Raw genomic sequence first — 25,294 nt, 5'->3', positions numbered from 1 at the left:
GAACACCGAACGCCGTTACCTGCGACCGCTAGTGCCCCGGCAGGCAACGTTTGCCCGTGGAGAAGCGGCGTTCGGTGCGTGCTCTCGGCGTGCCGGCCGGAAGCCGTCGTACTGGATGCACTTGGGCTTTCGGCCGGCGCGGCGAGAGTGCGTGCCGGGCGTCGCGACGGGGTGAACGTTGCCTGTCGGGGCGCTAGCATGCGCGGCCATGAACGACGACCTGCGCAACATCGTCCTGGGTGTGGTGGCGGCGGCCCTCTGCGCCGCCCTCGGCTGGCTGGCCCGCACCTACCTGTGGAAGCGGAAACTCCACCGCAGGCAGGCCTTCTTCGGGCTACCCGCGAACGCGGAGTCGCTGCTGGTGGTGGGCCGCGAGGCCGGCAGCCCCGAGCTGACCGTGACACGGCACGACGTCTTCGCGCTGCTGGAACTGTCCCCGCTGATCAAGGACTGTGGCGCCCACCCGCAGGTCGTCGCCCACGACGCGGTCCAGCAGAGCTTCGGCGACCGCACCGAGTTCTGCATCGGCGGCCCGGCGTCCAACCGGCGGGTGGCCGCGCATCTGGCGTCCATGCTGCCCGGCATACGGGTCGCCACCGACCCCGAACCGGCGGCGGACCGCGGGTCCTTCCAGATCGGCAACGAGCGGTACCGGATCGAGTCGGGCAAGTCCGAGTACGCGCTGCTGGCCCGGCTCACCGCGGACCAGGGGCACACCACCCGGCCGGTGTTCCTGTTCTGCGGGCAGCGGGCCACCACCAACCAGGCGGCCACGCGCTACCTCGCCCGCAACCACGAGCGCCTGGCGCGCAAGTACGGCACGGGCTCCTTCGTCCTGCTGCTGAAGGTCGTCAACTCCTCCGCCTACGGACCGGACGTCGTCGAGCTAGTCGCGGACGTCACCCGCACGGCGCAGACCGAGGTGCCCGCACCGCGCAAGTCCCACCGTGCGTCCTGACGGACCACGACCCGCAACGCCCCGCACGCCGAGGGGACGGCGCCCCGTCCGGTCACCCGGCCACGGGGGTGCCGCCCTGCCCCGGCGGGCAGGTGCGACCCGTGCCGAACGCGGTCGTGCGGGCAGACGCCGGGCACGCCGTCCGGAGTGGACCTGGAGCTGTTCTCCAAGGCCTACGACGTACCGGCCGAGCACCGTCTCGTCCCTTTCGTCGACACGGTCGCCCCGCCCTGCGAGCGAGCACAGCCCGTCCGGTGCGCAGCTGACCTTCTCCTCGCGCCGGCCGTCCGTCCCAAGGGTCGGTCCTGCTCTGCGAAGAGTGATCTCCGGCTGCCCCGCCGGCCATGCCCGGCCCCACCCGCCTTTCCGCTGTATCGGCCCCCGCAAACTATCCGTCCCGTCAGGGCACTTATCGGCGGACACGCGCTGACGATCATTAACCGTATTTGTTCTCTTTTGTCTGCTTTGCCGGTACTACCGGCGTCAGGGCCCGTCCACGCCCGGAATCGGGGCGCTCAGTCCTCCGACGCCTCCGCGTAGATCCGGTAGAGCTCCGGGCTGCCGCTGACCGCCCAGTCGAGCCCCTCCTCCACCACGTGGATCTCCCGTCCGGAGGGCAGCCTGACCACGGCCTGCCCGGCGGGCCACACGTGCCAGGCGGCGCCGGGGACGTGGCGGACGATGACGGTGCCGAGATACAGCCCCGCGTCGTTGCCGAGCCAGGGCGCCAGCTCGGGGTCGTCCCGCCAGCGCGGCAGCAGCTGGTCGAGCGCGTCAAGGGAGGCGGCGGAGTCGTCGAGCTCCAGACCCGCCGCGGCCGCCTGCGAGCGGAGCAGCTCGCACTCGGAGAACAGGCCGGTCACCGCATCGGGATCGTTCTCGAACGCGGCCGCGAGCCCTTCGCCCCCGTTCGTGGGCCGACCCAAGCGCCACTTGCCCAGGAAAGGGATGTTCATATGACCCAGCGTGGCATCCGCACGCGTGCGTACACCACCAGGCGCGCGCGTGGAGGTGTGACCGGGTGTGAGGAAGGCCGGGCGGCATGCGGACGCGGTGGGCAGGCCGTGGGGATGTGATGGGCGGGCCCCAGGAGGGCCACTCGCGCCTTTCCCGTTCCCGGCGCGGCCCCCGCGCCGTACGCTCGGTGCGGGCCGTATCGGGCGCAGGCCACGGACATCCGCCGGTGCCGCGCGGCGCACTGTCATCCCGGGTCGGACATCTCGGGGTCGAACGTCTCGGGTCGAACGGGAGGAGTCGGTGGTGCGCCGACATGTCGCGGGTCCGGCAGCCTTGTTCGCGTTGTCCGTCCCGCTCGTGCTGGTGCTGCCGCTGCTGCTCGCGGCGGGGCCCGCAGCCGCCCGGGACGGTGCGGTGGGCGGCGGTGCGATGGGCGGCGGCGCCCAGGGCCGGCCGGTGCCGCTGGAGCGGCTCTTCGACAACCGTGCGGTCAGCGACGCCGGCCACCCGGACGCGGCCGACTTCGACGGTGCCGGACGCTCGCTGCCGGCGGAGGACCTGGCCGCCGCGGGCTGGACACCCGGCGTGCACCTCACCCTGGACCGGGCCCGGCTCACCTGGCCGCGCCGCGCGCCCGGCGAGCCGGACAACGTGGTCGCCGACGGCCAGCGGGTCCTGCTGGCCGGCCGGGGCGACGCCCTCGCCTTCCTGGTGGCGGGCACGGAGCCGGACACGGGCGGCGCGGCGGGCACCGGGACGGCAGGCGGCACCGGAGAGGTCCGCTACCGCGACGGCTCCCGCGGCTCGTTCGAGCTGGCCGCACCCGACTGGCGCACCGGACCGCTCGCCACCAAGGCGGTGGCGCTCCCCCGCGTGCACACCCCCGCGGGCCCGCTGGCCGGCCCGGCGAAGCTGTACCCGGTGCTGGTGCCGATCGACCGCCGGCGCACCGTGGCCTCCGTGGTGCTGCCCCGCGACAACGGCCCGGACCTGCACGTCTTCGCCGCCTCCGTGCGGGAGCCCGGCACCGGCTGGACGGGCAGTTGGTCGGCGGCCACCTCGGGGCTGCCGGCCGTGGGGCCCTGGACGGACCGCACGCTGCGGTTGGTGGTGCACACCTCGGCGGGCGGGCCGCGGGTGCGGCTGCGCTTCGACAACACCTTCGCGGCCTCGCCGGTGCGGGTGGCGAGCGCGACCGTCGCCGTGCAGGCGGCGGGTGCCACGCCCCGTGGGGCACCGGTGCCGGTGACGTTCGGCGGCGCGGCCGGCACGGTCCTGGCCGCGGGCGCGCAGGTGTTCAGCGATCCGCTGCGCTTTCCCGTACCTGCGGGCGGCAACCTCCTGGTGAGCTTCCACCTTCCGGACACCGTGGCGGCGCTCCCGCTGCACAGCCTCGCCGTCCAGAAGTCCTACGTCAGCGGGCCGGGCGACCACGCCGCGGATGCCGGCCCCGACGCGTACACCTCGTCCCTGACGACCTGGCCGCTGCTCGCCGGAGTGGAGGTGAGCGGCGGGCCCGGCTCGCTGGTGGTGCTCGGTGACTCCATCACCGACGGCGAGAAGTCCCTCCCGGACACCAACCACCGCTGGCCCGACCTGCTCGCCGCCCGCCTGCGGGCACAGGGGGCGGTGCCCCGGCTCGGCGTGCTGAACGCCGGCATCTCGGCGAACCGCGTGGTCACCGACCGCTATCCGGGCGACGGTGTATCCACCGACGTGGGCGGGGTGAGCGCCCTGCACCGGCTGGAGCGCGACGTGCTGGCGCAGCCGTCGGTGCGCACCGTCGTGGTCTTCCAGGGGGTGAACGACGTCCGCTGGGGCGGCACCGCGGAGCAGGTGCTCGCCGGGCTGCGGGAGATCGCGGCCCGGACGCACGCCCACGGACTTCGGGTGCTTGCCGCCACCATCGCGCCCTGCGAGGGCGAGCGGATGTGCACGGCCGCGGCCGACGCCGAGCGCACCGCGGTCAACAGCGCACTCCGCGCGGGCGACGGGGGCTTCGACGCCGTCCTCGACTTCGACCGGGTGCTACGGGATCCGGAGCACCCGACGCGGCTGCTGCCCGCCTACGACAGCGGCGACCACCTGCACCCCTCCGACGCCGGCTACACGGCGCTGGCCGACGCGGTGGACCCCCGGCTGCTGGTGCCCTGAGGGGCCGCGCGGGGGCGGGCCGGGAAGGGCTCCTACACCTCCAGGTCGACGACGACGGGCGCGTGGTCCGAGGCGCCCTTGCCCTTGCGCTCCTCGCGGTCGACGTAGGCGTCCGTGACGGCCTTGGCGAACGGGGTGTTGCCGTAGACCAGGTCGATGCGCATGCCGCGGTTCTTGGGGAAGCCGAGCTGGCGGTAGTCCCAGTACGTGTACGGGTGGTCGTACTTGAGGGGGCGCGGGACCACGTCGGACAGGCCCGCCTCGCGGAGGGTGGTCAGCGCGGCGCGCTCCGCCGGGGTGACGTGCGTGGAGCCCTCGAAGACGGCGCGGTCCCAGACGTCGTCGTCGGTCGGGGCCACGTTGTAGTCGCCCATCACCGCGAACGGGCGGCCGCCCGTGGCGTCGCCCGCGATCGCGGCCCGCAGGGCCTCGAACCACTGGAGCTTGTAGACGTAGTGCGGGTGCTCCACCTCGCGGCCGTTGGGCACGTAGACCGACCAGACGCGGACCGGGCCGCACGTCGCGGAGATCGCGCGGGGCTCCTCGACGCCGTCGTACCCGGGGTCGCCCGGCAGGCCGCGGACCACGTCGGCGAGGCCGGCGCGGGAGACGACCGCCACGCCGTTCCACCTGCCGGTGGCGTGCACGGCGGACTCGTAGCCCAGCTCCGCCAGCTCGGCCGACGGGAACTGCTCGGCGGTGGTCTTGACCTCCTGGAGGCAGAGCACATCGGTGCCGCTGCTCTCCAGCCAGGCCAGCAGCCTCGGGAGGCGGGCGGTGATCGAATTCACGTTCCAGGTGGCGATGCGCATGGAGCCCAACCTACCGGGCCCCTACGACAGCCCCTCCCGGTCCGCATCCGGCCCGCCTGAGCCGGTACCTCCCGAGCCGTATCCGGACCGGGCGCCTCCGCACGCGCGTCAGAGCCGCGTGCTGCCTCCGGGGGCGAGGCGCTGGTGGTCCGCGCCGGCCAGCGAGCCGAGCAGGCGGTCGTACGTGGGCCGTGCCAGGTCGCTGAGCAGCGCGTCGTGCACGTCGTAGGTGACCCGCGGGCCCACCTCGCGCACGTAGTCGGCGATCTCGGAGAGCTTGTTCCAGGGAGCGTGCACCGGCAGCAGCAGGATGTCGACCGGGGCGCCGGGGACGGTGAGCGCGTCGCCGGGGTGGAAGACCGCCTCGTCGACGAGGAAGCCGACGTTCGTGATGCGCGGGATGTCCGGGTGGATCACCGCGTGCAGCTCGCCGTGCACCTGGACGTCGAATCCCGCGGCCGTGAACGCGTCCCCGTGCCCGACCGTGTGCACCCGGCCGGGGAAGGCCGCGGAGACCTGGTCGGCGACCGAGCGCAGGGTCCAGACCTCGGCGGCCGGGTTGGCGTCGAGTCCGGCACGCAGCCGGCCCTCGTCGAAGTGGTCGGGGTGCTCGTGCGTGATCAGCACGGCGTCCGCGCCGACGGCGGCGTCCTCCTCGCTGTAGCCGCCCGGGTCGATGACGAGCGTCCTGCCGTCCTTCTCCAGGCGGACGCAGGCGTGCGACTTCTTCGTGAGATCCATGCGCACCATCCTGCTATGCCGCCGCCGCGCCGGGCGGGTGCGGGGTCGGCCACGAAAGACGTGTCCCGCGCGAGGTGCTCACCGTCGCACACCACCCCCGTGGTGCTCCGCCCGCGGATCACTTCTCCGGGGTGGTCTCCTCGCGGATCACCTTCTGCGCCACCTTGAACGCGCTGTTGGCGGCCGGGATCCCGCAGTACACGGCGGCCTGCAAGAGGACTTCCTTGATCTCCAGCGGGGTGAGGCCGTTGCGCAGGGCCGCGCGGAGGTGGACGGCGAGCTCGTCGACGTGGCCGCCCGCCACGAGCGCGGTCAGCGTGACGCAGCTGCGGGTGCGGCGGTCCAGGCCTGGTCTGTTCCATATCTCCCCCCACGCATAGCGGGTGAGGAAGTTCTGGAAGTCCTCGGAGAACTCGTCGGCCTCGGCCAGCGCCCGGTCGACGTGCGCGTCACCGAGGACCTCGCGGCGCACCTTGGACCCCGCCTGGTGGGCGTCGGACGCGTCCGCCACCTGCGGCTGGGGATCGCGGGGCGGGGCTATTTCGGCAACGGGGGCGGCCGGGGGCGGGACGAGCACGGGCTTCACCGGGCTCGGCGGAATCGCGAACTGTCCCGTGGTGGAGATGTCCGGGGGGAGCTGCCACGCGGTGGAGAAATGGTGCGCCAGCAGGTCGGTGACGGCCACGGGCGCCTCCACCGGGGCCAGGTGGGACGCGCCGGGCACCACGGCGAGCCGGGCGTCGGGGATACCGGCGACCAGGGTGCGGGCCTGTGCGGGACCCGTGACCTGGTCCTCGGAGCCGACGAGCACCAGGGTGGGCACCTCGATCCGGCCGAGTTCGGAGCGCACGTCGAAGGTCGCCAGCGCCTCGCAGGCGGCGATGTAGCAGCCGGGGTCGGTGGTGCGCACCATCTGCACGGCCCACTCGGTGATGGCGGGCTGGGCCGCGGCGAAGCCCGGCGTGAACCACCTCTCGGGCGCGGTCCGGGCGATCGGGTCCAGGCCGTTGGTGCGGACGATCACGCCGCGCTGCCGGAACTCGTCCGCCGTGCCGAACCGGGGCGAGGCCGCGATCAGCGCGAGGGAGGCGATCCGGTCCGGGTGCCGCAGCGCCAGCTCGGCGCCGACCGCGCCACCCAGCGCGCAACCCGCGTAGCCGAAGCGCTGGACGCCGAGCCCGTCGAGCGTGACGAGCAACCGGGCCGCCAGCTCGGCGACGGAGTCGGTGGCGTGCGCGGGGGCCCCGCCGTGGCCGGGCAGGTCGAACCTGAGCACCCGCCACTGTTCGGTCAGAGCCGGGATCTGCCGGTCCCACATGTGCCATGTGGTACCCAGAGAGGGACCCAGGACCAGGATCGGAGCCTCCTGTGGCCCGTCGAAGCGGTATTGCAGGGTGTTCGGCACTGTCTCGCTCACCCGTCTGACCCTCTCATCTATCACGAAATCTCACATCACTGGTGCGAAGGTAACGTCTCTTGCCCCTGTCGCTACGACGGGCCCGGCGTCGCCGGAACCCTCGACGGTCCAGGTCCGTGTTCCCCAGCGTGAGCCGTGACCATGCCGACAGCGGATGCTCCGGGTACACCTTCTCCCGATCCCTGCGGCCAAGAGCTTCCTCCTTGGTCACGGCTCGCACCGGGTTCGGATTGCAGTATCGCGCGTGGTGGCACCCCCGAGCCCAGGCAAGAGTCGCCTGGTAGACCCTCGGGCTCACACTTGCCCCTCCGTTGCAGCCCCGTGCAGTCCATCCCAGGTTGCTGCGGCGTCGCGAAGATCCGCGACATCCGGCTTCACGTACCACTTCTTGGTGGTCTTCACGTTCGTGTGCCCAGCCCACCGCGCAAGGATGTGATCTGGCACTCCCTTGTTGGCCAGGTACGTGAGGCACGACGAACGAGCGTCGTGGAGACGGACTCGACGGAGGCCGAGGATCGACATGAGCCGGTACGCGCGTCGGCGGAGTTGCTTGATCGTGAAGGCTCCTCCGGTCTCATGCACCAGGACGTAGCCGGAGTCGATATAAGCCTCGCCGAGGGCCAGCTTCTCCTCGGCCTGTCGAGCCTTGAACGACTTGAGAGCAGCCAGCACCGGAGCCGGCAGCGGAAGCTCCCGTTCGCCGGCCAGAGACTTGGTGTCCTTCTCCACCACGTACCGATTTCCCATCATCGTCCGTGTGTTGGCCATGGTAATCGTGGCGTTGTCCAGGTCGAGGTCCTTCCATCGGAGTCCGCAGACTGCAGCCGGACGCAGTTCCCATGAGGGACAGCAGAAGCGGAGCGTAGAGCCGCTCTCCGCTGACGCCACGGACGAACGTCTGAACCTCCAGGACGTTCCAGGGCTTCGTTTCCCGCTTATTCTTCCGTTCCTCCTTACGTGCCCTGCGCGGAATGGTCACGTACCCCCGCCGTCGGGGCCGAGCACGCGCTCCTCCACGCGGTGCCCCGGCTGACGGCGGCCGCCATCCACACCCCCTCGGTTCCGTCCCAGGGGGGTGATCCGCATGCCGCTCTCGCCCACCATCCCGGAACCGGGAAAGACGGGTTACCAGTCCCCGACACAGGCCTCCCCCGCCGGCCACCCTGTAGCCCCATTTCGGGCAGAGTGCCATCATGGGCGCGTCATGGAACCACCCGCGCGGGCGCCGATCGAGCTGAGATTCCTGCGGGCCGCGGTGTTCGCCGCGGTCTGCGTCTCGCTGGCGGCGCTCGGGCACTGCCTCGCCGGCGCCGACGTGCCCGGGGCCCTGGCGCTGGTCGCGGGGTGGCTGGCCGTCACGGGCGTCGCGGCCCCGCTAGCCGGGGGACGGCGCTCACCGCGGACCATCGTGCCCGCGCTCTTCGCCGGGCAACTCGGTCTGCACGTACTGTTCTGCCTCGCCTGCGCACCGCGGCCGGCCGGAGGGCACGCCTCGGCAGCAGAGCTGGGGCGCGGGCTGCTGTGCGGTGGAACCACCTCCGACGGCGCGAGCGCGGCGCGCGCCGTCCACCTGCTGCGTGCGCACGGAGTCGACCCCGCGGCCGCGGCCGGCATGCCCAAAGCCACCGGCGGCATGCCACACCAGGCGATGAGCCTGATTCCCTCGAACGGCATGCTGGCCGCGCACGCCGCGGCGGCCCTGTCGCTCGGTCTGCTGCTCTGGCGGGTCGAGCTGGCTGTCTGGGCGCTTGCGGTGCTGCCCGTGGCCGTGGCGCTCCCCCGCCTGTTCTCGGGCGCCACGGTGCTGTCGGCGAGCCTGGCCGGTGCCGCCGACGCGGCACGCCGCGCCGCGCGTCTCGCCCGTCCGCCGGAGAAGGCCGGGCACGCCGGATCGACCGATGTACGGCACCATCTGGTCCGGCGCGGGCCGCCCGCCGCTCACTGCCCCGCCTGAAACACCTCACCTCCACGCCTGACGCAGCGGCCGTCCCGGTCCGCCGTGCAGGTGCCCACCGGCTCGGGACGGCGCTAGGGCACGCCCCTGCGCCCGTCCGCGGGACGTCGGCCCGCGCACCCGCGGCCGCACCGGGCTGGGGGGCAACGACGCGTCCGGGGACCAATGAGCGCCGGGCGCCGACCGTCGTTCCCCCCGCCGGTGCTCCGGCGCCCGCGCCGTCCTGTGCCGGCCTCCGGTGCTCCGCCGCCCCGGCAGGCTTCGCGGCGGCCACGGCTGCCACCCGGCGCCGGCGATGCGTGGAGACCGTGTACGGGCGGCGCCCCACTCCTTCTTCTTCAGGAGGCCGGTCCTTCCTAGGGGACCGGCCAGACGACCAGATCCAGGCGATGGCACCCGCGCCCGCGCGGGCCTCGTCGCACCTGCACGCAAGGACTCATTCCCATGCACACGCATCGACACCTCGCCGCCGCCGGTCTCGCCGCCGCAGCGGCACTGCTGCTGACGGGCTGCGGAGGCGATTCGCCCGGCGACGGCCGCCCGGCTGTCGTGACCTCGCCGTCCGCGTCGGCGCCGGCCGGCCCGGTCGCGTTCGACACCCCGTTCGCCAAGCCCCGGCTGGTCCTCACCGACCAGGACGGCAAGCCCTACGACCTGGTCCGGCGGACAGCCGGGCGGCCCCTGCTGCTCTACTTCGGCTACACCCACTGCCCCGACGTCTGTCCCACCACGATGGCCGACCTCGCGGGCGCGCTCCAGCGGCTCCCGCACGGCACCGCCCGGCCCCAGGTCGTCTTCGTCAGCACCGACCCGGACCGCGACACCCCGGCCGCGCTGAAGAAGTGGCTGGCCTCCTTCGACCCCCGCTTCATCGGACTCACCGGCGACTTCACCGCCGTGCAGAAGGCCGCCAGGAGCGTCGGCATCGGCGTGCCCCCTCCCGAGCGGCACGCCGACGGCACCGTCACCGTCAGCCACGGCGCCGAGGTCCTCGCCTTCTCCCCCGGCGACAACAAGGCGCACGCCATGTTCCCCTCCGGCACGTCCATGCGGACGTACACCACCGATCTCCCCCGCATCCTCCGAGGAGCCTCGTCATGAGCCGCCGTACCGCAACGACCGCGGCCGTCGCCGCCCTGGCCCTCGCGGGAGCCGCCGCGCTCAGCGGCTGCTCGGGCAGCTCGCCGGCGGCCGCGGAGGACGCAGCGCCGCACCTGGAGGTGTCGGGTGCGTACGTGCCCCGGCCTGTGCTGGCGGACACCGCCACCGCCTACTTCACCGTCCGCAACACCGGCGGAACGGACGACCGGCTCACCCGGGTCACCAGCGACCTCGCACCGATGGTCACCCTGGACATCACGGCCGACAACACCATGCGCACGGTGAAGTCGCTGCCCGTACCCGCGGGCGGCACCCTCCACCTGCGCACCGGCGGCAACCACCTGATGCTGATGCACCTGAGGGACCGGCCCGCCGTCGGCGACACCGTCACGCTCCACCTGACCTTCGCCACCTCGGCACCCGTCACCGTCAAGGCACCCGTCAAGCCCGCCACCTACCAGCCCGCGAACTGATCCCACCGCCGCTGGGGGTGCCCCCGCGGCACCCCCAGCGGCCCGGGATGGAAAGGAGGCCCCGTGAACCTCGCCACCGGTGTGTCCGGCGCCGACGGCACGCCGTCCATGCACGGCATGAACCGGTCCGGCATGTCCGGGCCCATGTGGATGCCCCAGGACCCGCCCACCCTCGGCCGCCTGCTGGCCTGGCACCCTCAACCGGTCCCCATCGAGCCGGTGCTGTGCGCGCTGGCCCTGCTGCTGTACGCGGCCGCCGTGATCCGCCTGCGGCGGCGCGGCGATCCCTGGCCGCCCGGCAGGACCGTCGCCTGGACGGCCGGCGTGCTCACCGCCGCGGCCGTCACCTGCACCGAAGCCGGCGGCTACGGCATGGTGCTGTTCAGCGTCCACATGGTCCAGCACATGGTGCTGTCCATGCTCACGCCGGTCCTGCTGCTGCTCGGCGCGCCGGTCACCCTCGCGCTGCGGGCCCTGCCGGCCGCACGGCACGGTCGCACCGGGCCCCGCGAACTGCTGACCCGGCTGCTGCACAGCAGGGCCGCCCGGGTCGCCTCGTCCGCGTTCTTCACCCTGCCCCTCTTCATCGCCAGTCTGTACGCGCTGTACTTCACCCCGCTGTTCGACCGGGCGATGAGCAACTGGCCGGGCCACGAGTGGATGCTGGCCCACTTCCTCGCCACCGGGCTGCTGTTCTTCTGGCCCATCATGGGCGTGGACCCGGCCCCGCGACGCCCGCCCCATCTCATACGGATGCTGGAGCTGTTCGTCGGCATGCCCTTCCACGCCTTCTTCGGCATCGCCGTGATGATGGCCGGCACGCCTCTCGTCGGCTTCTTCAAGCACCCGCCCGCGGGCTGGCACGTATCCGTCCTCGCCGACCAGAACGCCGCCGGCGGCATCGCCTGGGCGTTCAGCGAGGTCCCCACCCTCCTGGTCCTGCTGGCGCTGGTGGTCCAGTGGGCCCGTGCCGACCAGCGCACCGCCACCCGCCACGACAGGCGGGCCCGCCGCGACGACGACGCCGAACTGGCCGCCTACAACGCCTACCTCGCCCGCCTCGCCGCCGCCGACCGCGCCACGAGCCGGTGAGAAGGACCGGACGGCCCCCCGTTCCGCAGCCCGGCGGCGCGCACCGCCTCCGGTGCGGACGCGGGGGCGGTGCCAGCCGGCCGGGGCGCCGGCCGCTTACGTGGCCTGATCCTCAGGCCGCACCCGCGCGGCGCCGCCCGAGGGGACGGGTTCGTCACCGTGCAGCAACCCGTGACGCAGCACCAGCCGGCGCCGTACGAAGGGGCCGACCACGTCCTCGGCGTGCGTGATCAGCAACAACGCCGTCCCATGCTGGTCGCTCTCACGCACCACATGGGCGAGGACCCTGCGGGCGGTGACGGCGTCGAGGGCCGAGGCCACCTCGTCACAGACGAGCAGGGCCGGCCGGGCCGCCAGCGCACGGGCCAGCGACGCGCGTTGCAGTTGACCTCCGGAGAGTGCGCCCGGGCGCCTGCTGAGGTCGCCGGGGTCCAGGCCGAGCTTCCGGGCCAGGGCGGCGGCCTCGGCGAGCGCCTCGTCGCGCGGGCGGCCCCGCAGGTGGTGCGCGGTGTCCGCGATCTGGCTCAGCACGTCGCGGAACTCGTCGAAGGAGGCCCTGCTGTCCTGGTGCACGTACTGCACGGCCCTGAGCTGCTCCCGGCTGCGGTTCTCCAGCGCGACCGGCAGTTCCCGGCCCCGGTGGAGCACGACGCCGCCGGTGGCGGGGGTGAGCCCCGCGAGGGCCCGCCCCAGGGTGGTCTTGCCCGCACCGGAGGCTCCGGTCAGTGCGGTGCGGCTGGCGGGCGGAAGGACGAGGCTGACCGGCTGGAGCCGGGGACACGCCGCACCCCGGCCCGCCACCGCGAGGCCGCGTACCTCGATGCCGCGTTCCGCTAGGGTGCGCGGTCCGGCCGCGTCGGCGGGGCCGCGCGGCGCGCGGCGGTACTCGCGCAGCAGCGGGTGGTTCGACCCGGTGAGGACCGTCCGGGCCGGCCCGGTCTCGACGATCCGGCCGTGCTCCAGCACGGATATGTCGTCCGCGAGCTCTGCCACCAGCCGCATGTCGTGGGTGAGCAGGAGCAGCGCGGTGCCACCCGCGGTCACCTGGCGCAGGCGTCCGGTCAGGACCGCCGCGGTGTCCGCGTCGAGCCCGCTGGTCGGCTCGTCCAGGACCAGCAGGCGGGGCCGGGAGACGAGGGTGGTGGCGAGGGCCATGCGCTGCTGCTGCCCGCCGGAGAGCTGGTGGGGGTAGCGGCGCAGCAGCGGAGTGTCTTGGGGCAGTCCGGCGGCGTGCAATGCCGCGTTCACATCGCGGTGGCGGTCGCCGCGTCCGCGTCGCCTGCGCCGGTCGTCGGAGGGGTCCGATGAGCTTGCCAGGGCCGCGAGTTCGTGGAGGGTGCCTCCTACCCGCCGTACCGGGTCGAGGACGGACGCCGGATCCTGCGGGAGGTGGGCGACCCTGCCGCGGCGGATCCGCCGGCGCCGGGCTTCCGGAAGGGAGAGCAGGTCAGCGCCCTCGATCCGGGCCTCGCCGCTCAGCTCGACGCCTTGCCGGGTCAGGGCGAGCGCCGCGAGGCCCAGGGTCGTCTTGCCGCTGCCGGAGGGCCCGATGAGGGCCAGGGTGCGGCCGGGAGCGAGGTCCAGGTCCACGCGGTCCAGGAGCACGTGGCCCGCGGTGGTGCGCGCGCTCAGCCCCCGGCAGCGGAGCAGGGCGGGAGCGGCGGAGCCGGCCGCGGCGCCGTGGTGGTCCCGTGGTGTGCCACGAGGCGGCCGTGCCGAGGAGCCGGTGGTGGCGGGTGATCCGGTGGCAGCAGCGGAGGCCTGCTCCCCGGCCACTTCGGCGGAACCTCCGCGGGCCTGCTCCCCGGCCGTCCCGACCGTCTCGCGGGGCGGCCCCGACGCGGGCCCGCGACTCCTGCCGAGCAGCCGGTCCACGCCGAGGTTCGCGCCCACGCACACTGCGGTGAGCAGCCCGGCCGGTACGAGGACGGCAACCGGCTGGAGGAAGAGCGCGTCGGTGTTCCGCTCGATGAGCACCGCCCAGTCGCTCGCGTCGGACGGCAGGCCGAGCCCGAGGAAGTTCGCGGAGGCCAGCAGGTAGAGGATCAGCGCGTACCTGCTGCCGGCGTCCGTGGCCAGGGGCCCGAGCGCGCAGCGTGCGACGTACCGGATCTCGATGTGGCGCCGGGGCACGCCCTGCTGGCGCATCGCCTCCACCGCCGTACGGCACCCCGGGGCGAGGGCCGCGGCGCGCACGAGCCGCGTCACGGCGGGGAGTTGGACCAGCGCCGCCGCGGCGACCAGGCTGCCCCGGTCGCTGCGTCCGGCGGCCGCGAGGCTCATCAGCAGGAGCAGGGAGGGAAGGGCGAGCAGCAGGTCGAGCCCGCGCATCACCGCCTCGTCGGCCCAGCGGCGGCGGGTGCCCGCGGCGTACAGGCCGAGGGGCAGACCCACCGCGTAGGCGGCCAGGAGGGCGGCCGTGGTCATGCCGATGACGGAGCGGCCGCCGGTGAGGACGAGCGCCAGCACGTCGCGTCCGAGGACGTCCGTGCCCAGCGGATGCCCGGTGCCGGGCGGGAGGAAGGGCGCGGCTCCCGGCGCCGTGGAGCCGGCGAACAGTGGCCCGGCGAGCGCGGCCAGCACGGGCGCTCCGAGCAGGAAACACACCAGCACGTCCACCGTGACGGCGCCGAGGCGCCCGGCGGGACGCGGGGCGGAGTAACGGCCGCTCATGCCCGTCCCTCCCGGCGGGGTGTCAGGCCCCGCACGGCGAGGTCGGCGCAGAGGTTCACCACGACGGCCGTGATCGCGAACACGAGCGCGTATCCCTGGACGGCCGGCATGTCGCGGTCCTGGACGGCGTCGACGAAGCCGGTGCCGAGCCCTCCGACGGCGAACAGCGACTCCACCACGACCGTTCCACCGAGGAGTCCGTCGACACACCGCGCGAACTGCTGCACGGCCGGCGCGAGGGTGCCCGGAAGCAGGTGCCGTAGGAGGATCGTCCGTTCGGGCACGCCCAGCAGTCTCAGGTGCGTGGCGACGGGGCCGTCGCGCTGCTCCGCGATGCCGATGCGGACCTGCCGCGCGAGGTCGCAGAGCTGGCGGCAGACCAGCACCGTCACCGGAAGGATCAACACCGCCGGCCGGGTCAGCACGTCCAGGCCCATGAGGCCGGCCGCGGTGGCGGGAAGCGCGCCCAGGTCGAGGGAGAGCCACGCGGTCAGAAGGAGGCCGAGGACGAATTCGGGCACGGCGTGCAGCGCGATCGCGGCGGCGCTCAGGCCCCGGTCGGCCGCCGACCCCTCGCGCAGGCCCGTGAGGACGCCGAGGCCGAGCGCGAGGGGGACGAGCAGCGCGAGGGCCGTGGCCGCGAGCACCGCCGTCGCCGCCAGCCGGCCGGCGATCTGCTCGGTCACCGGCATGCCCGTCACCAGCGAACGGCCCAGGTCGCCGTGGCAGAGCGCCGCCAGCCAGTGGACGAACCGCTCGGCCGCCGGACGGTCGAGCCCGAGTCCGGCGCGGGCCAGCGCCGCCTGCTGAGGGGTGCCCTGCTCCCCCAGCACCGCGTCCACGGTGTCGCCCGGCAGCAGGGACGTGAGAGCGAAGACCACGACGAGGACGACCGCGCACTGCACGGCGGCGAGACCCGTCCTCGTGACGGTGTAGCGGAGCACCGTCCCGCCGGCGTCAGGAGAGGCGGGCCCGGTCGAACCGGGCCCAGTCGCAGGAGTTGGGCGGCGCGGCCCGCAGCCCGCCGACCGAGTCGGCGTGGCCGACGATCCAGTCGCTGAAGGCCCAGACGAGCTGTCCGTCGTCCTCGCGCGCCAGCCGCTGGGCACGGGCGAGCAGTTCGAGGCGTACCGCGTCGTCCCGGGTGCCGGTGGCCTGGGCGATCAGCCGGTCGAAGGGCTTGGAGCGGTAGCCGGTGAGGTTGTCCGAGGCGCCGGTGACCAGCCTGGACCGCAGGTGGGTGATGACGGGGAGGGTGGCGGTACGGCTCTGGGCCGCCACGCCCTTCGTCTTGATCTCGCCGAAGTAGGTGCCGGCCGAGCGCGTGTGGGGCGTCACCTTCAGGCCGATGTCGCTGAGCTGGTCCGCGATCAGCGAGGAGGCGTTGCGCCAGGACGGGTCGGCGTCGCTGGTCTCCAGCGGAACCGCCAGCCCCTCGGCACCGGCCTCCTTCAGCAGGGCCCGGGCCCGGTCCACATCGCGTTGACGGGGTGGCAGGGAGTCCGGGTAGCCGTGCAGGCCCATGCCGAACAGGTCGTTGCCGGGCGTGCCCCGGCCGGAGAGCGCGACCTCCACGAGGGCCTTGCGGTCGAGGCCGAGGGTGAACGCCTCGACGAGCCGGTGGTCGTCGAACGGCGCGCGGTTCAGCCGCAGCAGGATCGCCTGCATGGTGCTCAGCCGCGTCTGGAGCAGGCTGACGCCCTTGCGCCGGGTCACCTGCGCCGCGGAGGCCCCGGACAGGTCGTGGGCGTAGTGGACCTGGCCGGAGAGCAGCGCGCCCAGCCGGGCGCGTTCGTCGTTGACGGGCACGAACTCCAGCTCGTCCATGTGCGGGCCGCCCGACCAGTGGTCGCGCCACGCGGTGAACAGCGCGTTGCCGCCGGGCCGGAACGAGCCGTAGCGGAAGGGGCCGGAGCCGATGGGACGGGTGAAGTCGGTGGTGCCCGCGGGCACGATCTCGGTTCCCGGGGCGCCGAGCGCGGTGGGGAACTCGAAGTCGGGGTCCTTCAGCACCAGGGTCAGGTCGCGGCCCTGGGCACGGCTCGCCTCGAAGTCGACGGCGGCGAAGAGCTGCTGGGAGACGGCGACGGTGGCGGGGTCGGCGATGCGGCAGTAGTTCCACAGCACGTCGGCGGCGGTGACGGGTCTGCCGTCGTGGAAGCGCGCCTCGCGCAGATGTATGTGCCAGCGGGTGCCCGAGCGGTCGCTCTCCCATGACTCGGCGAGCCGGCCCTGCACGGACATGTCGTCCTTGTAGGTGAGCACGCTGTCGTAGAGGGCCTTCGCCCGCGCCTGGTCGATGAACAGGGGCACGGTGTGCGGGTCCAGGGTCTCCTGCGAGCCCCCTGCGCTGAAGGCGGCCCGCAGCCGGGACCGGCCGGAGTCCGGGCCGCCGTCCTCGCCGCCCAGTCCACAGGCGGCGAGGGTCGTGGCGGCCGCTGCCGCTCCGGCGCCGTACAGGAGTCGCCGCCGGCCGAATGACGATGTCATCGCTTACTGAGCCTTCCCTGCTCTCGGCCGGGTCCGGGAGCAGGGAGTGGAGCGGTGCCGGCGCCATGGGCGCATCGCTATCCCCTTCCCGGGGAGTCCACGCCCCGGACGGTCCGAAGAGGCGACGGGCCAGTCTCCTGGCTGCCGGATCCACGCTCGCCCCGCCTTCCAGCCTCACGGCCGTGGCGTGTGGGGTTCGCTCCCCGGTCACAGTGGCGGGACCGCGCCGGACTTCCACCGGCTTCCTGGCTCCCGTCGCCCATGTGTACGGCTCGCATTGTGCCAGAGGCTCCGACGTGCGGTGAGGGCCCGGCGAGGAACGGGGAGCCCGCCGCGCTCCCCTGCCGCCGGTGCGCATGAGAGGCACCCGCCGGTGCCGCCCCCCGGCCCACCTCTGAGGTCGGCCGGGAAGGGCGTGCGGTTCCCGGGACTCCGATCCCGACCGCGTGGGCCTGTTCACACACCGCGGCCGGGAACCTCGCCGGCCAGGCCACCGACTGCTGAACGAGACCGGCGATCCGCGGTCGTCGCCAACGCCACAGGGAGGGCCCGCCCCATGACCACCCAGCACACCGCTCCGGCCACCACCGGAACGTCAGGGGCGTCCTCGGGCACGGCTCCGCCAGGGGCCGTTCAGGAGGGGGACCGGCCGGCACGGAACGGCGACGGGCCCGACAGCGCCCGGCCCGGCTTCTGGAACGACCTCCGCCCGGTGATGCTCCGGCTGCACTTCTACGCCGGCGTCGTCATCGGCCCGTTCCTGCTCGTGGCGGCCGTCACGGGACTGCTCTACACGGTGACGCCCCAGCTGGAGTCCGTCCTCTACCACCACGAGCTGACCGTCACGCCGCATGGCTCCGCGGACCCCCTGGCCGACCAGGTCACGGCTGCACGCAAGGCCGTGCCGGACGGCAAGCTGGTGTCGGTCAGCCCGCCCCCGGGCCCCACCGACAGCACCCGCGTCGTCTTCGACGCGCCCGGCCTGCCGGACGGCTACAACGTGACGGCCTTCGTCGATCCGTACGACCACCACGTGCTCGGGACGCTGCGCACCTACGGGCAGTGGCTGCCGGCCCGCGCCTGGCTCGACAGCCTTCACCGCACCCTGCACCTCGGGAACTTCGGGCGGAACTACAGCGAGCTCGCCGCGAGCTGGCTGTGGGTCGAAGTGCTCGGCGGGCTCGCTCTCTGGCTCGGCGCACCCGGCCCGCGGCGGGGCCTGCACCGCGGGCTGCTGCCGCGCGCCGGACGGCCGGGCCGCCGCCGCACCCTCTCCTGGCACGGCACCGTGGGCCTGTGGGTGTCCGCGGGGTTGCTCGGCCTCTCGGCCACGGGTCTGACGTGGTCGGCGCACGCCGGCGCGAACATCGGCAGGATCCAGGACGCGCTGGGCGGCGGCACCCCCGCGGTGGCCGCCGGGCCGGCCGGCCCCGGCACGGGAGGCGGCTCGGCCCGTGACGTGGGAATCGACGCGGTGGCCCGGTCCGCCCACGAGGCCGGGCTGAGCGGTCTGCTCGTCATCACACCGCCCACCGAGCGTGGCGCGGCGTACGTCGTCGAGGAGAACACCAGGTCCTGGCCCGAGAAGCAGGACTCCGTCGCCGTCGATCCGGGCACGGGCAGGGTCATCGCGACGCTCAGGTTCGCCGACTACCCGCTTCTTGCGAAGCTCACCCGGTGGGGCATCGACGCTCATATGGGGCTCCTGTTCGGGCCCGTCAACCAGATCGCGCTGGCGCTGCTGGCGGTCGCGCTCATCTCCATGGTGCTGTTGGGCTACCGCATGTGGTGGCTGCGCAGACCCACGCGGACCGGTGGTCGGGCTTTCGGGCGCCCTCCGGTCCGCGGCGCGTGGCGTCGGCTGCGCGGGAGGGTGCTGGCCCCCGCGGTGGTCGGGGCCGCCGTCCTCGGTTACTGGCTGCCTCTGTTCGGCCTGCCGCTGCTGGTGTTCCTCGCCGTGGACGTCGCGGCGGGTGCCGTGTGCCACCGCCGCGTGGCGGTCGCGCGGTGATCGCCGCGACGGGCCTGCGCTGGATCCTGACCGTCCTGTTCACCGTGCTGGCTCTGTACGCGCTGTGGCGTGCGCTGCGCTCAGACCACGCACCCCGCGCCACCCGCGCGCACGGGCCGGACGCGGTCGGGAGGGTCGGCCATCTGCTGCACGCGGTGATGGCCCTGGCCATGGGGGCGATGGTGTGGCCGTGGGGCATGTCCCTCGCCGGCGCCCCGCAGACCGTGCTGTTCGCGCTGGCCGCCGCGTGGTTCGCGGGCGCCGCCCTGGCGGCGCCGGGGTCCCGGGGCCGGTGGCGCGCCCTGCGCGGCTCGCTCCCGCACGTGGTCATGATGGCGGCGATGGCCTGGATGGCCGGCGCCATGGGCACGCTCATGCCGGCCGCCGGGACGGGCGGAGCACGCGACAGCACGAGCATGCCGGGTATGGACATGTCCGGTTCCTCCAGGGCGGGGGCCATGACGCTCAACGGCACCGGTGCGCGGCTCGCGGCCTGGGTGCTCGCCGCCGTCCTGCTGGTGCTGGCCCTGTGGTGGCTGGCGCGGGCCTTCGACACGGCCCGGCGACAGGTTCCCGACGCGCCCGGCGCCCCCGTGCCGGCCGGTGTGCACGACGCGGCGGACGCGGCCTGCCACGGCGCCATGGCACTGGGGATGGCCGTGATGTTCGTCCTGCTGGCCTGATTCCTCGTTCTCCTGTTACTCCTGTTTCTCCTGCTGGTCCGAGGCGTGTGCCGCGGGGTGGAACGCCCCGCGGCACCCTGGCAGCGCCTGCGTGCTGCCCCCGGCTGACCGGCCGGGAGCGCCGTTCGCCCCGGGTGCCCGGGGGCCCTGCCGGGCCACGCCCTCAACCGCCAGGTCGCACCACCACGGCCTCGGCCCGAACCTGTCCGCCCCGGCGCAGTCGCAGCACGAACGGGATGCGCTGGCCCAGAGCCGGACGGTGGGTGAGCTCCACCATGACGTCGGTGGCGTACGCGGTCATGCTTACCGTCCCGCCCGCCGGCACGGGAAGGGTGACGCCCATGCGCATCCGGCCGGCGTTGCCGCTCACCTCGGTGCGCGCCAGCATCGCCGTGCGGGCCGCTGGAGAGCTGACCGAGAGGACCTCGTCATCGGTGCCGCCGTCGTTGGTCAGGCGGAAAAACGCCGCGGTCATGGTGCTGTCGTCGACGAGCGGCAGCAGGACCCGGCCGTCGACGGCGCTCACGTGCGCGGGCCGCCCCGCGGCGCCGCTGTGCGCCCTCGCGCCGAGCCCGCCGAGGGCGAGGGCGCACGCGGCGACCGGAGCCGCGACCGCCATCGCCCCCGCGCGCACCCGGTCGCCGACCGCGGTGCCGGGGGAAGCACCACCCGTCCCGCCGCGTGGCGTCACCACTGCGTCCCCCTGGAGGCGCGCCCGGTCCCGGCCCGCCGCGGGGTGGGTTCCCAGGTCCGCAGGCGCAGGCTGCCGGCGACGACGAGCACCGAGCTGAGGGACATGGCTGCGGCGGCCACCATCGGATCCAGCCATCCCAGCAACGCCAGGGGCAAGGTGACGGCGTTGTAGCCGAAGGCCCAGACGAGGTTGGCCCGGACCGTCGCGAGCGTCCGGCGGGACAGCCGCACGGCGTCGACGAGCGCCTCGACGCCGTCCGGGCGCACCAGGGTCACCGCCGCCGCGCCGATGGCCGCGTCCGTGCCGTCGCCCATGGCGATGCCGAGGTCGGCCGCCGCGAGGGCCGGCGCGTCGTTGACGCCGTCCCCGACGACCGCCACCCGGTTCCCCGCCTCCCGCAGGCGGCGCACCAGTGCGCCCTTGTCCTCGGGGCCGCATCCCGCGTGCACCTCGGTGATGCGGAGCTGGTCGGCCACCGCCCGCGCGGGTACCGGGTCGTCGCCGGTGGCCAGCACGGGCCGCAGGCCGAGCCTGCGGAGCCGGTCCACCGCACGGTAGCTGCCGGGGCGCACGGTGTCGCCGAGCGCGAGCAGCCCCACGCACGCTCCGTCCACGTACACCGCGACCGGTGTGTGCCCGGCGGCCCGCGCGTTCAGCAGCGCTTCCCGGAGTGCCGCCGGCACCTGTTCCCCTGGGCTACGCACCTCCACGCGGGTGTCGGCGACCCGTCCGCTCACGCCTCGTCCGGGCGTGGCGGCGAATCCGGCCACCTCCAAAGGCCGTTCGTCGGGCAGCAGGCGGCGGGCGTGGGCGGCGACAGCCCGGCCGACCGGGTGTTCCGAGTACCGCTCGACAGCCGCCGCGAGCCGGAGCATGGCGGTCTCGTCCGGGCCGGCCGGCGCCGCGGTCACGGTGACGACGGCCAGGCGGCCCTCGGTGAGGGTGCCCGTCTTGTCGAGCACCACCGTGTCGACACCGCGCAGCGTCTCCAGGGCGCGCGGTCCGGACACCAGCACGCCGAGTTGGGCACCCCTGCCGGTCGCCGCCAGCAGCGCGGTCGGCGTGGCCAGTCCGAGGGCACAGGGGCAGGCGACGACGAGGACAGCGACGGCACAGGTGAAGGCCGCCGAGGGAGCGGCTCCGGCGCCCAGCCAGAAGCCGAGGCCCGTGACGGCCAGCGCCACGACGACCGGCACGAACACTCCGGCGACGGCGTCCGCGAGGCGCTGCGCGCGGGCCTTGTCCTCCAGCGCCCTGGTCACCAGGGTGGTGATGCGGGCCAGCTGGGTGTCCGCGCCGACGGCGGTGGCGCGCACCGCCAGCACCCCGCTGGTGTTCACGGCGGCACCCGTGACCCGGTCACCGGGACCGGTCTCCACCGGGTGGCTCTCGCCGGTGACCGCGGAGCGATCCACGGCCGAGTGGCCCTCGACCACGACTCCGTCGGTCGCGACACGTTCGCCCGGCCGCACCACGAACACGTCACCGACCCTCAGGTCCTCGACCCGTACCCGGTGCTCCTGCCCGGCCACGCGTACGGTCGCCTCACGCGCCGCCAGCCCCGACAGGGCCCGCAGCGCGGCGCCCGTCCCGCGGCGGGCCCGGGCCTCCAGGAAGCGCCCCGTCAGGACGAACAGCGGGACCGCGGCCACCGTCTCCAGGTACACGTGGGCGGCACCGCCCGCGGAGGGCAGCAGGGTGAAGGCCATCCGCATGCCGGGCACGCCCGCGCCGCCGAGGAAGAGGGCGTGGACGGACCACCCGAACGACGCCACCACGCCGAGCGAGACCAGCGTGTCCATGGTCGCCGTGCCGTGTCGCAGACCGTTCCACGCCCCGCGGTGGAACGGCTGGGCGCTCCATACCGCGATGGGCGCCGCCAGCATGAAGCAGAACCACTGCCAGTTGCGGAACTGCAGGTCCGGCACCATCGACAGGACGATGACCGGCACCCCGAGAAGCGCCGTGACCAGCAAGCGGACGGCTTCCGGCACCTCATCGCCACGGCCCCCTGGCGCGTCGTCAGCGCTGCGTCCCGGGTCCCCGTCCGGGGCCACTTCGGCCCGGTAGCCGGCTCCCGTGACGGCGGCGACGAGGGCCTCGGCGTCCACCGCGGCCGGGTGCACGACGCGCGCGCGTCCCGTGACCAGGTTGACGCTCGCGCTGACCCCCTCGATCCTGCCGAGCTTCTTCTCCACCCGCGCCACGCACGCCGCGCAGGTCATGCCCGTGACGATCAGCTCCGTGGCCGCCGACGGGGCGGCGGCCGGCTCGGGCCGCGCGGTCACATGCCCTCCATGTCGCCCATGCCGCCACCGGAGCCCGTGCCGCCGCCGACATGCCCGACGGGCCCGGCCGGCGGACGCATGTCCGGGGCCACGGGGCCCGTGCCGCGGCCCACGGCGAACGCGACGGCGAACAGCACGAGCAGGAGGACCGCGAACCCGGCCACGGGCCAGGGCGAGGACGTGCGATCCGCCGTACCCGTGCGGAAGGGGCGGGTGGTGGGAGTCGGTGGCGCCATGGAACTTCCTGTCGGTGGGCGTACGGGGCGAGGGGTCCGGGGACGGCCGCCGGATGCGCCGTCCCCGTCCGCGGTGGTGCGGACGCGTTGCGCTGAACCCGCTCGTCACAGGAGTCGTCGCGGGTCGCGGTTGAGTTCCCGCCCGGGCACGACCGCCGATGCCGCCCGGTCCGCTCCGTCCCCTCCCCCGCGTCGGCCGAGGCTCCGGGGTGTCAAGATGAGCGGGCCATGACGGTCGGCTTGGGCTTTCGCTCGATACGGGCTGCGGTGTTCGCGGCCGTCTGCGTGCTGCTCGCCTCCCTGGGGCACGTGCTCATGTCGGGCGCCACGGTGCCGTGGTGGGCGCTGGGCGCGTCGGTCGCCGGGGCAGGTGCGGCGGGGTGGGCGTTCGGTGGCAGGGAACGGGGACCGATCGCGGTCACCGCCTTCACCGTCGCGGTCCAGACCGCCCTGCACGTCTGCTTCGCCTTCGCGCAGTCCACGGGACGGGCACCGGCACCGGGCGGATCCGGACCGGCCGCGCACTGGGCCCGGCACATGCTCTGCGGGGCGGACCCGGGCCCGGCAGCGGGGGCCAGGGCCTACCGCGTCGCCGTGCAGTCCGGTCTCCTCGACCGGATGGCCATGGGGCAGCACGCGACCGGCGCGGGCGCCGGGCACCCGGCTCCGGGCAGCGCGGGCACCGGCCTCCCGACCATGAGCATGCCCATGGGCTCGATGGCCGGCCACGGCACGGACGCCATGGCGTCCATGGGCCACCAGATGACCGGCTTGCCGTCGTGGGGGATGACCGCCGCCCACCTCGCCGCCGCCGTGCTGTGCGGCCTCTGGCTCGCCCGCGGGGAGAAGGCTGCCTTCCGCGTGCTGAGCGCCCTCGCCAGCCGGGCGTTCGCGCCACTGCGACTGGCACTGGCCGGAGCCGCACCCGTCCCGCCGCCTGACCGGCGACCGCTGCGCGACTTCAGTCACCGGCGGCCCCGCCGGCTCCTGCTCGTCCACGCCCTCACCACCAGGGGCCCGCCCCGGGAGACCGCTGTCGTCTGACAGCCGGTCTCCCATGCCGCCGTCGCCCGGCGGCACGGGCCCCCGCCGTACCTCCGTACGGACGGGTCTCCTCACCGGGAACGGCGCGCGGCCTCCCGTGCTCGCGCAGCCGGCCCGGTCCTCAGAAGGGACACCTTGTGATACCTCCTGCCCCGCCCGCAGTCACCGACGAGACGGTCACGGCGTGGGCCCTCGCCGGGGGCCGCGGCGACACCGAGGCCGTGGAATTCCTCGTCCGGGCACTGCAACGCGACGTGCGCCGGTACGTGACCCGCCTCGCGGGCGACCCGCAGTCCGCCGACGACCTGACGCAGGACACGTTCCTGCGCGCCCTCGGCAGCCTCCACCGCTTCGAGGGCCGGTCCTCGGCGCGCACCTGGATGCTGTCGATCGCGCGCCGCGCCGTCGTCGACAGCATCCGGCGCGCCGCGGCACGACCACGGTCGGCGAGCACCGGCGACTGGCAGAGCGCGGCCGAACGCGCCCAGCCCCAGGGCCTGCCCGGTTTCGAGGAGGGCGTCGCACTCCTCGACCTGCTGGAGGCACTGCCCGCGGAACGGCGCGAGGCGTTCGTCCTCACGCAACTCCTCGGGCTCTCCTACGCCGATGCCGCCGCGGCCAGCCGCTGCCCCATAGGCACCCTGCGCTCACGCGTCGCCCGGGCCCGGGCCGCACTGGTGGACATGCTCCGCGAGGGGCACGCCGACCGGCCGCTGAGCGCGGCGGCCTGACGGACGCTGCTCCGCCCCGGCCCGGGGCGGAGCAGCGCCACCGGCCGCGGTGGCGCTGCTCTGTCCGGAGCCGCCACGGCCCGACCATCTCCCCCTCAGTCCACGGCCGCGTCCAGGGGCAGTTCGAAGTGCACGGTACTGAAGCGGGGATCGGTCTCGGTGGGCCGGTCGTCGCGCACCTCGACCACGGGCAGCGAGCGCCAGAACGGCTCGGCCGCCGGCACAAGCGTGTTGGTGTGCAGGTAGATCACGCGGAACCCGCCGTCCGCACGGACGAATCCCTGGCACGCGGCGACCAGGCGCCGGGCCAGGCCCGCCCTGCGGTACCCGGGCAGGGTGGCGACGCGCAGCAGTTGCGCGACCGCCTGCCGGTCGGCGTACCGCGCGGCGAGTTCCGGGGCGTGCGGGGGGCTCTTGGGGCCCCCGATCCTGACGGCCGCGCAGGCTGCCACGTCCTCGTCCGCGGTCACGGCGACGAACATGGCCTGGCGCGGGTTGTCCACATAGGTCTCGACGGGGTGGTCCAGGTCCCAGTGCCACTCCGGCTGGTAGCCGTAGCCCAGGTCGACCTCGGCGGTGTGCAGCACGGCCTTCCGGGCGCCTTCGAGGTCTTCGGCGGTTCTCGCGCGGCGGATCGTGCAGGCGCCGTGGGCGGGGGCGGGGCCGCGGGTGGGCGTTGCCGTCATCGGTCTCCTCGTCCGGCCGGGTTCTTCGACGTTCCCGTATCCATTTCCGTTATCGTCCAGGGTCATTCCCGAAGGAAAGAGAATCGCCACGGTTCCGAG

At 74.3% G+C, this 25,294-nt stretch carries 22 protein-coding genes, 1 pseudogene and 1 riboswitch; of the genes and pseudogenes, 11 read left to right on the top strand and 12 right to left on the bottom strand.

Going from position 1 to position 25,294, the window contains the following annotated elements:
- The first annotated feature begins 208 nt into the window (after positions 1-208).
- Positions 209-958: a hypothetical protein gene (locus Sm713_RS33255; protein WP_212913668.1), complete on the top strand. Its 750-nt coding sequence runs from the start codon at positions 209-211 to the stop codon at positions 956-958.
- Between the two features lie 120 nt (positions 959-1,078).
- Positions 1,079-1,281, top strand: a pseudogene (locus Sm713_RS40955) (acyl esterase); the annotation flags it as partial.
- Between the two features lie 192 nt (positions 1,282-1,473).
- On the opposite strand, the gene Sm713_RS33250 reads toward Sm713_RS40955, so the two are convergent.
- Complete coding sequence (locus tag Sm713_RS33250) at positions 1,474-1,914, bottom strand: DUF6278 family protein (protein WP_212913667.1); 441 nt, start codon at positions 1,912-1,914, stop codon at positions 1,474-1,476.
- A gap of 304 nt (positions 1,915-2,218) precedes the next feature.
- On the opposite strand from Sm713_RS33250, the gene Sm713_RS33245 reads away from it, so the two are divergent.
- Positions 2,219-4,069 carry an SGNH/GDSL hydrolase family protein gene (locus Sm713_RS33245; RefSeq protein ID WP_374196108.1) on the top strand — a complete coding sequence of 617 codons (1,851 nt, stop codon included), beginning with the start codon at positions 2,219-2,221 and terminating at the stop codon, positions 4,067-4,069.
- 32 nt (positions 4,070-4,101) lie between these two features.
- Here Sm713_RS33245 and Sm713_RS33240 read toward each other — a convergent pair whose 3' ends face one another.
- The 4 genes from Sm713_RS33240 to Sm713_RS33225 form a co-directional block, all read right to left on the bottom strand.
- Positions 4,102-4,881 carry an exodeoxyribonuclease III gene (locus Sm713_RS33240; protein ID WP_212913666.1) on the bottom strand — a complete coding sequence of 260 codons (780 nt, stop codon included), beginning with the start codon at positions 4,879-4,881 and terminating at the stop codon, positions 4,102-4,104.
- Between the two features lie 108 nt (positions 4,882-4,989).
- Positions 4,990-5,622, bottom strand: a complete 633-nt coding sequence (locus Sm713_RS33235) for an MBL fold metallo-hydrolase (protein ID WP_212913665.1) — start codon at positions 5,620-5,622, stop codon at positions 4,990-4,992.
- Positions 5,623-5,740: 118 nt separating this feature from the next.
- Positions 5,741-7,039, bottom strand: coding sequence for a 4-carboxymuconolactone decarboxylase (gene pcaC / locus Sm713_RS33230; protein ID WP_212913664.1), 1,299 nt, complete (start codon positions 7,037-7,039; stop codon positions 5,741-5,743).
- Positions 7,040-7,333: 294 nt separating this feature from the next.
- Positions 7,334-7,927: a site-specific integrase gene (locus tag Sm713_RS33225; protein ID WP_249416859.1), complete on the bottom strand. Its 594-nt coding sequence runs from the start codon at positions 7,925-7,927 to the stop codon at positions 7,334-7,336.
- A gap of 316 nt (positions 7,928-8,243) precedes the next feature.
- Here Sm713_RS33225 and Sm713_RS33220 point away from each other — a divergent pair, with 316 nt between their 5' ends.
- From Sm713_RS33220 to Sm713_RS33205, 4 genes are all read left to right on the top strand, one after another.
- A complete protein-coding gene (locus tag Sm713_RS33220) occupies positions 8,244-8,993 on the top strand; it encodes a hypothetical protein (protein WP_212913663.1) in 750 nt (249 codons plus the stop codon).
- Between the two features lie 444 nt (positions 8,994-9,437).
- Entirely contained in the window at positions 9,438-10,094 is a 657-nt protein-coding gene (locus Sm713_RS33215; protein WP_212913662.1) for an SCO family protein, read from the top strand.
- Positions 10,091-10,567, top strand: a complete 477-nt coding sequence (locus Sm713_RS33210; protein WP_212913661.1) for a copper chaperone PCu(A)C — start codon at positions 10,091-10,093, stop codon at positions 10,565-10,567. Before Sm713_RS33215 ends, Sm713_RS33210 begins: the two co-directional genes overlap by 4 nt.
- A 117-nt stretch (positions 10,568-10,684) precedes the next feature.
- Entirely contained in the window at positions 10,685-11,659 is a 975-nt protein-coding gene (locus Sm713_RS33205) for a cytochrome c oxidase assembly protein (RefSeq protein WP_212915018.1), read from the top strand.
- A 96-nt stretch (positions 11,660-11,755) separates the two neighbouring features.
- On the opposite strand, the gene Sm713_RS33200 is transcribed toward Sm713_RS33205, so the two are convergent.
- The 3 genes from Sm713_RS33200 to Sm713_RS33190 are packed head-to-tail and all read right to left on the bottom strand — an operon-like array spanning position 11,756 to position 16,822.
- Entirely contained in the window at positions 11,756-14,332 is a 2,577-nt protein-coding gene (locus tag Sm713_RS33200; RefSeq protein WP_212913660.1) for an ATP-binding cassette domain-containing protein, read from the bottom strand.
- A complete protein-coding gene (locus tag Sm713_RS33195; protein ID WP_212913659.1) occupies positions 14,329-15,276 on the bottom strand; it encodes an ABC transporter permease in 948 nt (315 codons plus the stop codon). Before Sm713_RS33195 ends, Sm713_RS33200 begins: the two co-directional genes overlap by 4 nt.
- Positions 15,277-15,289: 13 nt before the next feature.
- Entirely contained in the window at positions 15,290-16,822 is a 1,533-nt protein-coding gene (locus tag Sm713_RS33190; RefSeq protein WP_212913658.1) for an ABC transporter substrate-binding protein, read from the bottom strand.
- A 109-nt stretch (positions 16,823-16,931) separates the two neighbouring features.
- Positions 16,932-17,113, bottom strand: a riboswitch (cobalamin riboswitch).
- A gap of 265 nt (positions 17,114-17,378) precedes the next feature.
- On the opposite strand from Sm713_RS33190, the gene Sm713_RS33185 reads away from it, so the two are divergent.
- Positions 17,379-18,833 (top strand): PepSY domain-containing protein, encoded by a 1,455-nt coding sequence (locus tag Sm713_RS33185; protein ID WP_212913657.1) that lies wholly within the window; start codon positions 17,379-17,381, stop codon positions 18,831-18,833.
- The gene (locus Sm713_RS33180) at positions 18,830-19,516 is read left to right on the top strand and encodes a DUF5134 domain-containing protein (protein WP_212913656.1); all 687 of its coding nucleotides are present in this window, start codon (positions 18,830-18,832) and stop codon (positions 19,514-19,516) included. The genes Sm713_RS33185 and Sm713_RS33180 overlap by 4 nt, the downstream gene beginning before the upstream one ends.
- Before the next feature lie 163 nt (positions 19,517-19,679).
- Here the strand turns inward: Sm713_RS33180 and Sm713_RS33175 are convergent, their stop codons facing one another.
- Genes Sm713_RS33175 through Sm713_RS33165 form a run of 3 tightly spaced genes read right to left on the bottom strand, consistent with a single transcriptional unit; the run spans position 19,680 to position 22,734 of the window.
- Positions 19,680-20,210, bottom strand: coding sequence for a copper chaperone PCu(A)C (locus Sm713_RS33175; protein WP_212913655.1), 531 nt, complete (start codon positions 20,208-20,210; stop codon positions 19,680-19,682).
- Positions 20,204-22,435, bottom strand: a complete 2,232-nt coding sequence (locus Sm713_RS33170; protein ID WP_212915017.1) for a cation-translocating P-type ATPase — start codon at positions 22,433-22,435, stop codon at positions 20,204-20,206. The genes Sm713_RS33175 and Sm713_RS33170 overlap by 7 nt, the downstream gene beginning before the upstream one ends.
- A 59-nt stretch (positions 22,436-22,494) precedes the next feature.
- A complete protein-coding gene (locus Sm713_RS33165; RefSeq protein WP_212913654.1) occupies positions 22,495-22,734 on the bottom strand; it encodes a hypothetical protein in 240 nt (79 codons plus the stop codon).
- 228 nt (positions 22,735-22,962) lie between these two features.
- On the opposite strand from Sm713_RS33165, the gene Sm713_RS33160 reads away from it, so the two are divergent.
- Positions 22,963-23,778, top strand: a complete 816-nt coding sequence (locus tag Sm713_RS33160) for a hypothetical protein (protein WP_212913653.1) — start codon at positions 22,963-22,965, stop codon at positions 23,776-23,778.
- 137 nt (positions 23,779-23,915) lie between these two features.
- Positions 23,916-24,509 carry a sigma-70 family RNA polymerase sigma factor gene (locus tag Sm713_RS33155; RefSeq protein WP_374196107.1) on the top strand — a complete coding sequence of 198 codons (594 nt, stop codon included), beginning with the start codon at positions 23,916-23,918 and terminating at the stop codon, positions 24,507-24,509.
- 95 nt (positions 24,510-24,604) lie between these two features.
- Here the strand turns inward: Sm713_RS33155 and Sm713_RS33150 are convergent, their stop codons facing one another.
- Complete coding sequence (locus tag Sm713_RS33150; RefSeq protein WP_212913652.1) at positions 24,605-25,195, bottom strand: GNAT family N-acetyltransferase; 591 nt, start codon at positions 25,193-25,195, stop codon at positions 24,605-24,607.
- Between the last annotated feature and the right edge of the window lie 99 nt (positions 25,196-25,294).

The sequence above is a fragment of the Streptomyces sp. TS71-3 genome (genome assembly GCF_018327685.1).
In the GTDB taxonomy this organism is placed as follows: domain Bacteria; phylum Actinomycetota; class Actinomycetes; order Streptomycetales; family Streptomycetaceae; genus Streptomyces.
Note: the sequence above shows the minus strand (reverse complement) of the source record. Positions and strands in the feature narration are given on the sequence as shown.